The following is a 13,601-nucleotide window of genomic DNA, read 5'->3' on the forward strand; positions in this document are numbered from 1 at the left end:
CAGGACTCTGAGGGTAGAATTGGTCATGGCGTATCACCTCTGTTAATTGAGATTCTTCGCGGGAATCAATCAGCAGGATACGCCACCTTCTCTATCTCCCCCATACACCAGAAATCACCATAACTCGACTGCCACCGCCAGTCAGCACCAGCTTGGATAGCTCCCTGTGTCCGGAGGAGCTGCAAAACAGTTGAACGTTACGCCTGATTTGTTGCAACAAGGCATTGATATAGGGTAATAACACGTCCAGTTCATAGTCGGCAGGCAGAGTGTCCTTCATCTTGGCAAGCTCAGCCTCCTCCAGACTCATTTGATAGAAAGAGGACAATGCCTGGCTATATTGATCACCGCCAAAGTTCTGAATTCTTGAATACGTTGTCTGACCTTTGATTAACGCAACAAACGTCATTGCGCTGGCGCCAATATCGATAACACCGACCGGTTTTTCCCAGGTAAGCAAATCAGGCAGACAGGCGAGTACGGCGCGGCCCAAAGCATGCGCTCCAACGTCCACCACCTTGGTGATCATCCCGGCTTCCGCCAAGGCGGTGACTCGACCACTCACGCTCTCGGTGCGGGCCGCACTCAGCAGTACCTCCTGACGATCCTGATCATTGACCATGCCGATGATTTCAAAGTCCAGGCTCACTTCGTCGAGGGGAAAGGGAATTATCTGCTCTGCTTCCTGTTGGACCTGATTTTCCAACTCGTTTTCGCTGAGGCGCGTATCAACCTGAATGACCTTGGTGATCACATTGGAACCCGTGACGGCCGTTGCCGCATATTGGCTGTTGCCACTGATAAGACGCTTGAGGGTTTTGAGAGACTGGCTGACCCGTTCTATGTCCTGCAACTGATAATCGACCAGCGTCCCCTTGGGGGTCGCCACTTCGGCCACAGATTCGAAATGCAGCTTGCCAAGGCGCCCGGTGATAGTGACGGCCTTGATGGTCTGGCTCCCAAAATCAATGCCCGCCAAGGGCAACATGTAACCTTTACTGAATAGCCCAAACATATACACGTCCATGCGTTATTGGGTTTTAGAAGTGATTGCAAGACAGCCAATCAGCTGATGATGTCTTAACTCATCCTAAATACTATATCTATCAATATCATAAAGTTTACGCCAAAAAGTGATGCACTTCGCTTTCTTGTCGCACTGGCCTCCTCTTGGTTATTGAGCCACAGAATGCTAACCTCCCGCCTCTTCTCGGGGAGCCTGACTGCTGACAGGAAAACCTCGAATTCCCTGAGGCAAAAGGGCTATACTCTGCGCCCGTTGGCTAATTTTAAGACGATTGGTAGTTCTTCCATGCTGAAATGGCTCGTACGCCTGTTTATTGTCATGATGCTGGGTGCTGTGCTGGGTGTTGCCAGCCTCATCGGTATCTACTTCTACATCAAGCCCCAGTTGCCCGATGTGACCGCGCTGCGCGACGTCAAGCTGGCCACCCCGATGAAGGTGTACAGCCGGGATGGGGAATTGATCTCCCAATTTGGCGAAATTCGTCGCATCCCGCTGCATTTGGATGAAATACCCCAGTCCATGATAGACGCAGTGCTCGCGACCGAGGATGCCCGCTTCTATGAGCACCCGGGCATAGATCCGATCGGTATCATTCGAGCGGCTACTGTCTGGGCCGTCTCCGGCCATGCCCGTCAGGGCGCCAGTACCATCACCCAGCAGGTCGCCCGTAACTTCTTCCTGAGCAATGAGAAGACCATAGTGCGCAAGATCAAGGAGGTATTCCTGGCCTGGCGTATCGAGCAGAATCTTTCCAAGGACGAGATACTGCAGCTCTACCTCAACAAGATACCGCTCGGTTATCGCGCGTTTGGGGTAGGCGCAGCCGCTCAGGTCTACTTCGGCAAAGAGGTCAAAGACCTGACTCTGGACGAGATCGCCATCATAGCCGGCCTGCCAAAGGCACCGTCCATGTTGAACCCGATCCGCTCACCGGAGCGCGCCTTCGCCCGTCGCAACGTGGTGCTGGGTCGCATGCTGGAAACCGGCAAGATCACCAGGGCCCAATATGACGAGGCCTCCAAGATGCCGATCAAGGCCCGTTTTCACGGCGCCGAGATAACCCTCAATGCCCCTTATCTGGGGGAGATGGTGCGCCAAAAGATGGTGGAGCAGTTCGGTGAAGATGCCTACACCATGGGCCTTCACGTCTACACCACTGTCACTGCCAAGCGTCAGCGTGCCGCCCGCCAGGCCCTGCTGGATGGGGTGTTCGACTACGATACCCGTCATGGCTACCGTGGCACGACAGCCCAGCTCTGGAAAGCGGGAGAAGCCGACTGGGATTACGACCAGATCATGGCGCACCTGGCCAAGCAGCCCACTTACCAGCCCCTGATGGCCGCTGTGGTCACCCAAGTGGGTGACAAGAGTGCAACTCTGGTGCTGAAAAATGGCAAACAGGCAGAACTCGGCTGGAACGGCATCAAATGGGCTCGCGCCTTCATCACCGATGATCGCCAGGGCTTCGCCCCCCGCTCCGCCCACGATATGCTGAAAGTCGGCGCCCAAATCTGGGTACGGGAGAAGGGTGAAGAGTTGCTGCTCTCCCAGATCCCCGAAGTCAACGCCGCCCTGGTGGCCATGGACCCGCAGGATGGCGCCATCGAGGGGCTGGTTGGCGGCTTCAGCTTTGAGCTGTCCAAGTTCAACCGGGTCGATCAGGCACGCCGTCAGATAGGCTCCAACATCAAGCCCTTCCTCTATGCTACCGCGCTGGAACAGGGCTATACCCTGGCCTCCCTCATCAATGATGCGCCGATCAACCAGTGGGATCCCTCCAAGGGCCCCATGTGGCAGCCCAAAAACTCCCCTGCTATCTACGAAGGCCCCACCTCGCTGCGCCTCGGTCTTGCCAAGTCCAAGAACGTGATGTCAGTGCGGCTGATGCGCGCCATCGGTCTGGACACCTATATCGACGGCCTGACCCGCTTCGGGTTCGCGCGCGATACCATCTCCCGCAATGAATCCCTGGCGCTGGGTGCCGCCGAATTCACCCCGCTGGAAGTGGTGCGCGGTTATTCCGTCATGGCCAACGGCGGCTTCCAGGTCACCCCCTATTTCATCACAGACGTGATCGACAGCCTCGGACAACCCCTGTTCCAAGCCAACCCTGCCGCCGCCTGTCGTGATTGCGGCGTGCTGGCCGCGGCCGGTCTCGACAGTGCCGATGCCTATGCCAATACCAGCGGCGACTGGAAGGCCCAGTGCCCGATCGATCCTGTTGTGCCCAATAACCTGGCACCACAGACCGTCAGTGCCCAGAGCACTTTCCTGATCACGGATACCCTGACCAGCGCCATCTGGGGTGGCAACGGCTGGCGCGGAACTGGTTGGCGGGCGGCTCGTGACCTCAAGCGTCACGACATCTCGGGCAAGACGGGGACAACCAACGAATCCCGCGACGCCTGGTTCTCCGGTTACACACCGAACTTGGTCGCCACTTCCTGGATCGGTTTTGACAACCACCAGCGTGGTCTTGGCCGGGGCGAATTCGGCGGCGGCGCAGCCCAACCTATCTGGATCGACTTCATGAAGACGGCGCTCAAACAGGTGCCCGAACGCAAGATGCCGGCCCCCGAGGGGATCATCAGGGTACGGATCGATCGCGAAACAGGTCTGTTGACCAACCGCACCGATGACAGCAGCAAGGAGGAGTTCTTCAAGGAAGGAACTGAACCGACCCGCTATGCGACCCACAGCTCGGACGGCAATCAGGTCTATGGCGGCGACGGCTCGCCCACTGACAGGCCCGTCTCTACCGACGATATCTTCTAAGCGAAAGATCAAGATAAAAAACCGGCGCCAGGCGCCGGTTTTTTTATGGCCACGGCTGCGTTGCTGCTAGCCGAGCTGGCTCTTCATCAGGCTGGAGATGCGGGCAGCCAGCTCATTGAAGCAGGGCCTGCGTACCGAATAGTGGCGATAGAGCAACGAGATGGCACGACCTGGCACGGGGTCAATCACGGGGCGATAGCTGACGCCGCCTTCCTCCACATTGGCAGGCACGGCCAATTTGGGCACCAGCGTCATGCCGCTGCCCGCGGCGACCATGTTGCGCAGCGTCTCCAGGCTGGTGCCCTTGAAACGCTGATCCTCACCGATACCGGCGGCAAAGCAGAACCCCATCGCCTGATCCCTCAGACAGTGGCCATCGGCCAGCATCAGCAGCTTCTTGCCCTTGAGGTTACTAAGCGGCACCGACTTGGCCCTGGCTTCCGGGTGATGTTGCGGTACCGCCAGCCACATGGGCTCCTGATAGAGAGGAATAGAGCTAAACCCTTCCATACCCTCAAGTTCGGCGAGGATGAGACAATCCAGCGCCCCTTCTTCCAACCGCTTAAGCAGCACCTGGGTCTGCTCCTCATAGAGATAGAACTCCAGCTTGGGAAAATGCTCGCGCAGATCCTGGATGATGTGGGGCAGCAGATAGGGACCGACTGTGGGAATGAAACCGATATGGATCTCACCAGACATGGGCTCGGCAAAGTGCTGGCCTATGCTCTTGAGCTCCCGCACCTCTTTTAGCACCTTGCGGGCCTGATGGGCCATGGCGTCACCGGCCGGGGTAAACAGCACCTTGCGCGAGGTGCGCTCAATCAGGATCACCCCCAGTTCATCTTCCAGTTTGCGCAGCTGGCCGCTCAGGGTGGGTTGGCTGACGAAGCAACGCTCCGCTGCCTTGCGAAAATGCTTCTCCTCTTCCAAGGCAACCAAATACTCGAGATCGCGAAGGTTCATACATCCAGAATCCTGCCAACCAATTGGGCCATTAGCATGCCCAAGAAAGAGAGAAGGGACAAGATATGGCGACTGAATGGAAAAAGAGGGCCGGATGGAAAAACAAAGCGGGCCCGGATCCAGGATCCGGGCCCGCTCAAGCGGCGAGTATCAAACCATCATTACACCCGGAAGCGACGTACCATCTCCTGCAACTGAGTCGCCAGATGGTTGAGCTCGTTACAGGCCTGTGCCATCTGGGTTGCCCCCGCCGCCACCTCTTCCGAGGCATGGCTGATGTTGACCACGTTGCGGTTGAGCTCTTCGCTCACCGCACCCTGCTCTTCGGTCGCGGTCGCGATCTGGATATTCATGTGGGAGATGCTCTCCACAGAGCCGCTGATCTCGGAAATGGACGCTCCCGCCTCCCGCGCCGTGCTCACGGTGGAGTTCATCATCTCCTGGCTCTGCTGCATTGTGGTGCCAGCCTGCTCGGCCCGCTGCTGCAGCTCGGCAATGATGGTGTTGATCTGGGAAGTGGAATCCTGAGTCCGCTTCGCCAGGGTACGTACCTCATCGGCCACCACGGCGAAACCACGGCCCTGTTCACCAGCCCGGGCAGCCTCGATGGCGGCGTTCAATGCCAGCAGGTTGGTCTGTTCGGCGATACCGCGGATCACCTCCAGTACCATACCGATGTTGCGGCTGTCATCACCGAGCTGACGGATAACCACAGCCGTGCTCTCAATAGCGCCGGCTACCTGCTCAATGCGCTTGATGGAGTCATTGACGGTGCGAGCTCCCAGCTCGGCCGTGCTGCTGGCCTGGGTCGCGGCACCGGCGGCATCACTGGTATTGCGAGACACCTCCTGCACGGTGGCCTGCATCTCGTTCATGGCGGTGGCCAGCTGATTCAGCTCATGCTGCTGATTGTTCATGTTGGTGGCGGATTGACGGGCCACGGCGCTGATCTGTTCGGCCGCCGAACTGAGCTGCACCACGGAACCGGACACCTCGCTGACCAGGTTGCGCAGACTGCCCTGCATCTCGCCAAAGCCCTTGGCTAGCTGGCCCAGCTCGTCGTTGTTGAACTGTTTCAAGTCGAGGTGAGCCGCCAGATCACCCGCCGATACCTTGCGAGTCTGCTCCAGCAGGGCCATGACGGGATTGCGGATCTGGCCGGTCAGCAACCAGGCCACGATGACGACAAACGCCAGCGTCACCACCCCCACCAGGATACTCATGTTGCGCGAGTTGCTGTAAAGCTCGGCGACCGATTTGACCATGCCACTGGCAACCTCGTTGTTGATCTCGCGCATACGATAGGATTTGGAGCCCACCTCCTCCAGGGCAACACGAGTCTCGTTTTTACGCAAACCCTTGACCCGCTCGAGGTCCCCACTGGCAATGGCCGCCATCAGCTCCTTATGCATAGAAAAATACTTGGCACCGGCAGCAATCAGCTGTTCATAGTTTTGTTTATCTTCATCTGATGCAAACGGCAGCGCGCCATAATGTTGTGCAGCCGAGTCAAACTCTTGCTTCGCCTGGTTAAAGGTGGCCGTGCGCTCACTCACTTCCTGCATGTCATTATTCAAACCACCAATCACTATTGCCAACTCAGAGCGACGGGCATCAAGAATGGCCACATGCATCTGGCTGGCATAACGGGTCGATGGCAGCAAATTCTCTGAGATGGCGGCAGTATCTGCGTAGAGGCGGGACAACTGAGTGATGGAAAACCAGGCAAGCCCGACCACTAGCAGTGCCAATACGGCAAAGCCGGCACTCAACTTCTGAGCTATAGACATATTTTTGAACATGATTGATATCCTTGGCGGCTAGACGCAAACCCGTGGAGCCGAACTCCCGAGCTATCCCCGTAGAACGTAGCGTTATGATCGCAAGCGGATGATTTATAAACTCTCCGCTAGTCAATATATCGTCACGCCAGCAGATAACATGAAGACCAAGAAGGTAGGAAACATCGCCCCCTCAGCCAGGGTTCACCTTGCATCCCGTTCGCCAATAGACGGGACACGGATTCAGCGTCCCATCACGGCCTGGATCTGACGGGTAAAGGCCGCTGGCTCCCCCAGGAAGGAAGAGGCGGACAGCGGCGTCACCTTGTCCCCTTGTACCAGACCCAGCGTGGGGTAGCCCTGTCCACCGAGGCGACGCATCCAGCGCTGGCTGTCTGCCAGATGACCAGCCAGATCCACGTTCTGATAAGCATCTGCAAATGCCGCGGCATCCATGCCCTGCTCTGCCGCCAGGCTGCTCAGGTGCTCGAGGGAACCGATCCAGATGCCATCACGATAGTGGGACTGCTGGATACGATGCAGCAGGGTCAAGCCCTTGCCGCCCAACGCCGACATAGCCAGGATGGCGCGGATGGGTTGCTCCGAGTCGAGCAGCAAGCCATCGCGCAGCAGCAACTCGTTGAAATAGTGCTCGCCGAAGGGCTGGCCAGTCAGAGCCTGGATCCGCTCATCATGAGGGCGGACATAGTCACGCAGGGCCTGACCCATGGGCTGACGACGCTCGCCCAGCCAGAGGCCGCCAGCATGCAATTCGATGTGAAGACCAGAAATCCCGGCCGCCGCTTGCAGCAAGGGGGCTGCGCCATAGCACCAGCCACAGAGGGGGTCATAGACGTAATGCAGGCTTGTCTCGTTCATGTGATTCATTCTCGATTGTTTGGCTAAAAAAACCGGGCCCAAGGGCCCGGTAAAAAACACAGGGAAGCAGGCGTCAGGCAATTACCACTTCATTTCGCCGGTGTTGACCTTGGCTCCGATGGCCAGACCATCGTCGACCGGCAAGGACGGGAAGGCTTTCTTCAAGCCTTCAATCAGCTCACCAGAGTTTTTGGACTTGGCCAGCTCCTGCTCGAAGCGCTGGACATAGTCACGGGTAAAGGTCACGGCTTCAGTGCCCTTGGGCTCAGCACCCAGGAAGTGGCCAGGTACGACACGATCGGGTTTCATGGCCAGCAATTCGTTGAGGGTCTTCACCCAATGAGCGCGGGCTTCCTTGGTCTGGCTATCAGCCATCCAGACGTGGACGCCGTGATAAACCGGCACACCGCCCAATGCTGTCTTGATGGACGGCGCCCACAGGTAAGCAGTCGGCGTGTTCATCTCCTTGATCTCGATCTTCTCGCCTTCGAGGGTCAGATAAGAGGCAGTCATCACTTCCGGTACTATCAGGGTCTTGGGTGAGCCTGCGCCCAGGATAGGTCCCCAATAGGTCAGCTTGTCATCCTTGGTCTTGTTGATGTGGTCGACCACATGCTGGTCAGCCAGCACTTTGACATGCGGAAACGCCGCCATGATGGGCTCCAGACCGAAGTAGAAGTCAGGATCACCCGCGCTGATATAGACGGTGGTCAGCTGCTTGCCACTTTGCTTGATCATGTCGACCAGCGCCTGGCCATTTTTCACATCAAACTGGGCATCGATCAGAATGGCCTCTTTGTCACCGGCCACCAGGGAAGAGGAGACGGGGAAGATGGCCTTCTCGCCCGGGTTGTAGACAGTCACGCTCAGGGGGGCGGCCATGGCGGCACCACTCAGCAGGGTAGTGGCCAGGGTCAGGTTGCGGATCAAGGTGTTGTTCATCGGGTATTCCTCATCAAGTCATCAGGGGTTCATCAGATGGACACAGTTTATTGGATCATTAACGGTACAAATACAGCATAATAAGCGCATCACTGTTGCATTAATCGAGCATATAGAGGGCCTGCATATGGATCGACTGACCGCATTACGGGTCTTTGTCAGCGTAGTCGAGCAAGGTAGCCTGAGCGGCGCCGGGGAGAAGCTGGAGATGTCACGCGCCATGGTGACGCGCTACCTCGCAGAACTGGAGCAGTGGATGGGAGCCCGTCTGCTGCATCGCACCACGCGACGCCTGAGTCTGACCGGCCCGGGGGAAGAGGCATTGAACCGCGCCAGGGCCATGCTGGCATTGGGGGAGGAGATGGAGCAGATCGCCATTCGCGGCGATGAGGCGCCCAAGGGGCAACTGCGCATCACCAGCAGTTACTCTCTCTCCGAGGCCCTGCTGGTGGGGGCCGCCAACGACTATCTGGCCCAGTATGCCGGTACCGCTATCGATATCCTGCTGCTGGACCGCACCGTCAACCTGGTGGAGGAGCGGATCGATCTGGCCATTCGCATCACCAATGATCTGGATCCAAACCTGGTGGCCCGCCGGCTCGGCACCTGCCACTCCGTGGTCTGTGCCAGCCCGGCCTATCTGGCCAGACACCCGACCCCGCACAAGGTGCAGGATCTCGCCCTGCACAACTGCCTCACCTACACCTATTTCGGCAAGAGCCTGTGGGAGTTTCAGGGGCCCGCCGGGCCTGAATCCGTGCCGGTCAGCGGCAATCTCAGTGCCAACATTTCCAACCTGCTGCTGGAGGCGACCCTGGGTGGTGCCGGCATCAGCATGCAGCCCCGCTACTCGGTGCAATCACACCTGGAGAGTGGCGCCCTGGTACCGCTGCTCGACGCGTGGCAACCCAAGCGACTCGGGGTCTACGGGGTCTATGGCACCCGCAAGCAGATGTCCCCCCTCTTGCGCAGCTTTCTCGATTTCCTGGTAGTGCGCATGGCGGCCGATCCCATGTGGCAGGAGTAACGTCACCATGCACAAGGGGCCCGCAGGCCCCTTTTTAATCATGACATCCCGGTCACTTGCATCCGGATCAGGCTTCGAAGCCGGTGAGCGGCGCCTCGGTGTGTACCTCCTGCGACACATCCAGATAGATATCCCGATACGCCACATAGATGGAGTAGTTGAGGGCCGGTATCACCACCAGCAGGCCGACCAACATCAGGGCGGCACCCAACAGCATCAGCCCGGCGCCGATCAGCCCCCACCAGAAGAAGGGCCACATGTTGATCAGACAGCCTTTGAAGCTGAGCCTGGCGGCCTGCAATATGCCGACATCATGGAAATAGATGAGGGCCGGTGCGAAGGTGATGGCCATCAGTACGGGGATCAGCAGTGCTAACCCCAGCAACAGGCAGAGCAGCAGCCCCTGCACCTGCGCCACGCTCGCCACCATGGATGCGGGATCCTGGGTCAGCAGGGGGGTCAACCCCCACATGGAGAGCAACGCCAGGCAGATGAGTCCGATCAGGGTAAACAGAGCCAGCACCAGCAGGCCACCCAGCATCAGCGGAGTCAGCTTGTTGCGAAACCCGGCGAAGAAGTCGGCAAACTTGAGCTGATTGCCCTCGTAGCCGCGCTGGGCTACCACCATCCAGCCCGCGCCCCACACCATGTAGAGCAACTGAGAGATAAGGCCACCCGCCGGCAGGCGTTCCAGCAGCAGACCGACCGCGAACCAGATCAGGACCATGGCGACACTGACGCCCATGCCCTTGTTGAAGACATCGAAGCCAGATCGCACCCAGACCCAGCCACGCCCGATGGGGTGACGGGCCAGCTCGGCGCGCAGGGGGGACAATCCATTCATAACGTTTCCTCAGATGATGACGGGCTGGCTGCTGATTCTAGAGCCATGGGACGGCTGACTCAATGGCGGACGATCATGGGTTGGCACTTCGCACATCAAGGCTGCTTGTATCAGGCGTTACGGTTATCATAAGAGACCCCCGCGCAAGGGGCATTTACTTATTCAAGAGAATCCAAGATGCGTACACTTCATCTGGCACCGATCCTGCTGGCTTCCCTGCTGCTCAACCTCTGGCAATGGCAGGCTCAACCCGCCACCAGAGCGTCTCACCCGCAACCCGACTCCGCTGAAAACGCCGCTGTGGTCCAGTGCGACACAGCGGCCAGCCAGAGCGCCAGTCAGAACCTGATGGCCAAGCTACCCGGCAAAGGCACGCAGGGGGAATCCGCCCCCGCGCAGGAGGCCATGGCCCCCAATCCGGAGCTGGAGGCCGCCATCAGCCAGTGGAGCCAGTCCAGCGACGGCTCTGTGCTGATAGAACGGCTCTACGATGCCGAGCAGGGCAGCCAGCTCACTACCGTTTTCGATCGGCTGGACGTGGTGGAGGACGTGCGCGGTCAGGTGCAGGAGCAGTTGCGCGAACTCTATCGCCTTGGCTTCGATCACCCCGATGCCTACGAGCAGGAGAGCCAACGCATCTGGAGCAACATCAGCAACCTGCTGGGTGACGACACGCGCACCCGGTTGGAACAGGAGCTCTACTCGGGTGACATCAACCGCCTGCTGGAGATCCAGGGCCGACTGGCGGAGCGCGGCGAGCTGCTGGCCCCGACCCAGCGCCAATCCCTGACGCGTCTGCTGAGCGATGCCAACCAGCAACTGGCCCAGCAGGAGAGTGGCGATGCCGGCACCTATCTGGAGAACCAGAAGGCCTATACCCAGCGTGTGCTGGAGAGCAGCCGCGCCTTCCTCAACCCGAGCCAACTGAAAGTCGTGCAAGAGATGCTGGAGCTGGAGCTGGTTCGCCAGGAGGTATCGGTCCAGATGGAGGCCATCTATCAGCGCTTCCAGCCAGCCTCCTGATGCCCTTACCCTTGTTCGTTTGACCCAGCCCATAGCGTGGAACCGTCATAAGAGTTGTTTGTTGTATTTTGTTACTGCTGGCCAGCCAATCTGCCCTCGCCGAGGGATTTATCAGCCGTCTGCTCAACCATCCAGTGCCGGGCGGCGTTGCCGTGGTGCCGCTTGGCAATGCAGAGCAGGCCCCAGCCGCCCGTTATCAGGACAAGCCCGTGCTGGTGGTGCGGGAAGAGGATCGCCGCTGGATAGCCATCGTCGGCATTCCCCTCAACGGCCAGCCAGGGGCTCATACGCTGATGGTGAATGATGGCCGCTCCCTCAGTTTCACGGTCGGCAGCAAGCACTACCGCGAGCAGCACATCAAGCTGAAGAACGGCCGCCAGGTCAATCCGTTGGCCGAGGATATGGTGCGCATCAACCGCGAACTGGCGGAGCAAACCCGTGCCTACCAAACCTTCAGCCCTACCCAGCCCAGCAACTTGCTGTTCGACAAACCGGTACAGGGCCCGCTCTCCAGCCCGTTCGGCCTGCGCCGTTTCTTCAACGGTGAAGAGCGCAACCCCCACTCAGGTCTCGACTTCGCGGTCGGTTCCGGTACCCCGATCAAGGCCCCGGCCGCCGGCAAGGTGATCCTGATCGGCAACTACTTTTTCAATGGCAACACCGTCTTTGTCGACCACGGCCAGGGGATGATCAGCATGTTCTGCCACATGTCGAAGATCGATGTGACCCTGGGACAGAGCCTGCCCCGTGGCGGCATCGTCGGCCGGGTTGGTGCCACCGGTCGCGCCACTGGCCCCCACATGCACTGGAACGTCAGTCTCAACGATGCCCGCGTCGATCCCGCCATCTTTATCGGGGCCTTCAAACCCTGACGCGACATAGCCAATCCAGGCCATCTGCAGTGATGAGCAGGCCGGATAAAACGAAAAAGGCAGCCTGGGCTGCCTTTTTCATGGAGGGATGGCGGTGTATCAGGTGGCGGCGGCGTGCAGGCGGGCCTCCTTGCGCATGGCCCGCCACATCACCAGCACCAGCACAGTGCTGCAAGTCGGCAACGCCAGCCAGACCCCGGCCACGCCCCACAGGGAAGAGAAGCCCCACAGGAAGCCGCCAATCAGTACCAGCTTGCCGCCGGTGAGCAGGGAGGCGATGCGGGGCCGGTTGATGGCCTGGAAGTAGGTGGCCCCTACCAGCAATAGCCCTTCCATCGGCAGGCCCCAGAAGTAGAGCCAGATGCCGAGGCTCGCCACCGGCAAGAGGGCCGCGTTGTCGCCGACAAACAGATAGACAACCCCTTCCGGCCAGAGATAGAGCGGGATGATACCGCACAGCGCCACCAGCAGGGTGACTCCCAGCGCCAGGTTGCGCACCCGCAGTACCCGTTGCCAGTTGCCCGCACCGGCGTTGAAGCTGGCGATGGGCTGTATGCCCATGGCGATCCCCTCGAAGATGAGATAAAAGAAGGCCTCGCTGTAGCTGATGACGCCATAGGCGGCCACGTGCAGCGAGGTGCCCACCACCAGCAGCGCCTTGTTGTGCAGCGCCAGCACCACCGACAGGTAGAGGTACATCAGAAAGCTCGATACCCCGAGCCGCAGTGTCTCCCGCATCAGTCGCCAATCCGGCATGAGCGTATCCCAGCCAATACGCAACTGGCTGCGCGGAGTGAAGAAGTGCCACAGACAGAGGCCGCCGGTCACCGCCTGGGAGAGCATGGTGGCGATGGCCGCTCCTGCGAGGCCCCAGGGGAGGACAGCCATCAGCAGATAGTCGAGCAGCACGTTGAGCACGCCGCCGCCGACCAGGATCCAGGTAGCGAGACCGGGTCGTCCGTCATTGCGCAGCAGGGCAGTGAACGCCATGGAGAGTACGGCAAACACCCCGAGCCAAGCGTACCACTGCAGATAAGCGAGGCCGGCATCGAAAATTTCCCCCTCGGCCCCCATCCAGGCCAGCATGGACTCGCCATAACGGATGCCGATGAAGGCGAGCACGGCCGAAGCGATCAGCACCATCACCAGCGCATTGCCGACTATGTGGCGCGCCTTCGCTTGCTCCCCCTTGCCGAGGTAGAAGGAAGCGAGGGACGAGGAGCCCATACCGATGAGCGCCCCCACCGCATAGAGCACGGCGCAGATGGGATACGCCAGCATCATGCCAGCCAGCCCGTTCTGGCCCAGAATATGGCCGACAAAGATGCCATCTATAATGGGATGGTCGCCCCTCCCCAAAACGGCATCTAACGTGTCAAAGTGGCGAATGAAACTTTCCACTGATTGAGAGAGGCGACCGTGATGAACATTACAACGATTGGTATCGATCTGGCAAAATCTTGCATCC

The 13,601-nt window shown here is 59.2% G+C and carries 10 protein-coding genes and 1 pseudogene; 4 read left to right on the plus strand and 7 right to left on the minus strand.

Annotated features, from left to right (window positions below; genetic code table 11):
• Nucleotides 1-127: 127 nt before the first annotated feature.
• Nucleotides 128-1,027, minus strand: a pseudogene (gene tapM, locus GWQ22_RS19180) (PilM family type IVa pilus assembly protein TapM); the annotation flags it as partial.
• A gap of 285 nt (nucleotides 1,028-1,312) precedes the next feature.
• Between tapM and GWQ22_RS19185 the strand changes: the two are divergent.
• Nucleotides 1,313-3,802 (plus strand): PBP1A family penicillin-binding protein, encoded by a 2,490-nt coding sequence (locus tag GWQ22_RS19185; RefSeq protein WP_275931315.1) that lies wholly within the window; start codon nucleotides 1,313-1,315, stop codon nucleotides 3,800-3,802.
• 66 nt (nucleotides 3,803-3,868) lie between these two features.
• On the opposite strand, the gene oxyR is transcribed toward GWQ22_RS19185, so the two are convergent.
• From oxyR to GWQ22_RS19205, 4 genes are all read right to left on the minus strand, one after another.
• Nucleotides 3,869-4,765 carry a DNA-binding transcriptional regulator OxyR gene (gene oxyR, locus GWQ22_RS19190; protein ID WP_275931316.1) on the minus strand — a complete coding sequence of 299 codons (897 nt, stop codon included), beginning with the start codon at nucleotides 4,763-4,765 and terminating at the stop codon, nucleotides 3,869-3,871.
• Nucleotides 4,766-4,926: 161 nt separating this feature from the next.
• The gene (locus GWQ22_RS19195) at nucleotides 4,927-6,567 is read right to left on the minus strand and encodes a methyl-accepting chemotaxis protein (RefSeq protein WP_275931317.1); all 1,641 of its coding nucleotides are present in this window, start codon (nucleotides 6,565-6,567) and stop codon (nucleotides 4,927-4,929) included.
• A gap of 222 nt (nucleotides 6,568-6,789) precedes the next feature.
• The gene (locus GWQ22_RS19200; RefSeq protein ID WP_275931318.1) at nucleotides 6,790-7,425 is read right to left on the minus strand and encodes a DsbA family protein; all 636 of its coding nucleotides are present in this window, start codon (nucleotides 7,423-7,425) and stop codon (nucleotides 6,790-6,792) included.
• An 81-nt stretch (nucleotides 7,426-7,506) separates the two neighbouring features.
• Nucleotides 7,507-8,367, minus strand: coding sequence for a Vmh family MBL fold metallo-hydrolase (locus tag GWQ22_RS19205; RefSeq protein WP_108535753.1), 861 nt, complete (start codon nucleotides 8,365-8,367; stop codon nucleotides 7,507-7,509).
• 127 nt (nucleotides 8,368-8,494) lie between these two features.
• Here GWQ22_RS19205 and GWQ22_RS19210 point away from each other — a divergent pair, with 127 nt between their 5' ends.
• The gene (locus tag GWQ22_RS19210; RefSeq protein WP_212512982.1) at nucleotides 8,495-9,394 is read left to right on the plus strand and encodes a LysR family transcriptional regulator; all 900 of its coding nucleotides are present in this window, start codon (nucleotides 8,495-8,497) and stop codon (nucleotides 9,392-9,394) included.
• Between the two features lie 67 nt (nucleotides 9,395-9,461).
• Here the strand turns inward: GWQ22_RS19210 and GWQ22_RS19215 are convergent, their stop codons facing one another.
• Nucleotides 9,462-10,238: a BPSS1780 family membrane protein gene (locus GWQ22_RS19215; RefSeq protein ID WP_275931319.1), complete on the minus strand. Its 777-nt coding sequence runs from the start codon at nucleotides 10,236-10,238 to the stop codon at nucleotides 9,462-9,464.
• A 177-nt stretch (nucleotides 10,239-10,415) separates the two neighbouring features.
• Between GWQ22_RS19215 and GWQ22_RS19220 the strand changes: the two genes are divergently transcribed.
• The gene (locus tag GWQ22_RS19220) at nucleotides 10,416-11,261 is read left to right on the plus strand and encodes a hypothetical protein (protein WP_212512983.1); all 846 of its coding nucleotides are present in this window, start codon (nucleotides 10,416-10,418) and stop codon (nucleotides 11,259-11,261) included.
• A gap of 47 nt (nucleotides 11,262-11,308) precedes the next feature.
• Nucleotides 11,309-12,133, plus strand: a complete 825-nt coding sequence (locus tag GWQ22_RS19225) for a M23 family metallopeptidase (protein WP_275931320.1) — start codon at nucleotides 11,309-11,311, stop codon at nucleotides 12,131-12,133.
• Between the two features lie 99 nt (nucleotides 12,134-12,232).
• On the opposite strand, the gene GWQ22_RS19230 is transcribed toward GWQ22_RS19225, so the two are convergent.
• Nucleotides 12,233-13,522: an MATE family efflux transporter gene (locus GWQ22_RS19230; RefSeq protein WP_275931321.1), complete on the minus strand. Its 1,290-nt coding sequence runs from the start codon at nucleotides 13,520-13,522 to the stop codon at nucleotides 12,233-12,235.
• Nucleotides 13,523-13,601: the final 79 nt, after the last annotated feature.

The organism is Aeromonas sp. 1HA1, assembly GCF_029237385.1.
In the GTDB taxonomy this organism is placed as follows: Bacteria; Pseudomonadota; Gammaproteobacteria; order Enterobacterales; family Aeromonadaceae; genus Aeromonas; species Aeromonas popoffii.

Excerpts from the sequence above, each read along its gene's own strand:
- oxyR (WP_275931316.1), bottom strand. The coding sequence starts at position 4,765 with ATGAACCTTCGCGATCTCGAGTATTTGGTTGCCTTGGAAGAGGAGAAG.
- GWQ22_RS19195 (WP_275931317.1), bottom strand. The coding sequence starts at position 6,567 with ATGTTCAAAAATATGTCTATAGCTCAGAAGTTGAGTGCCGGCTTTGCC.
- GWQ22_RS19220 (WP_212512983.1), top strand. The coding sequence starts at position 10,416 with ATGCGTACACTTCATCTGGCACCGATCCTGCTGGCTTCCCTGCTGCTC.
- GWQ22_RS19185 (WP_275931315.1), top strand. The coding sequence starts at position 1,313 with ATGCTGAAATGGCTCGTACGCCTGTTTATTGTCATGATGCTGGGTGCT.
- GWQ22_RS19200 (WP_275931318.1), bottom strand. The coding sequence starts at position 7,425 with ATGAACGAGACAAGCCTGCATTACGTCTATGACCCCCTCTGTGGCTGG.
- GWQ22_RS19215 (WP_275931319.1), bottom strand. The coding sequence starts at position 10,238 with ATGAATGGATTGTCCCCCCTGCGCGCCGAGCTGGCCCGTCACCCCATC.
- GWQ22_RS19205 (WP_108535753.1), bottom strand. The coding sequence starts at position 8,367 with ATGAACAACACCTTGATCCGCAACCTGACCCTGGCCACTACCCTGCTG.
- GWQ22_RS19210 (WP_212512982.1), top strand. The coding sequence starts at position 8,495 with ATGGATCGACTGACCGCATTACGGGTCTTTGTCAGCGTAGTCGAGCAA.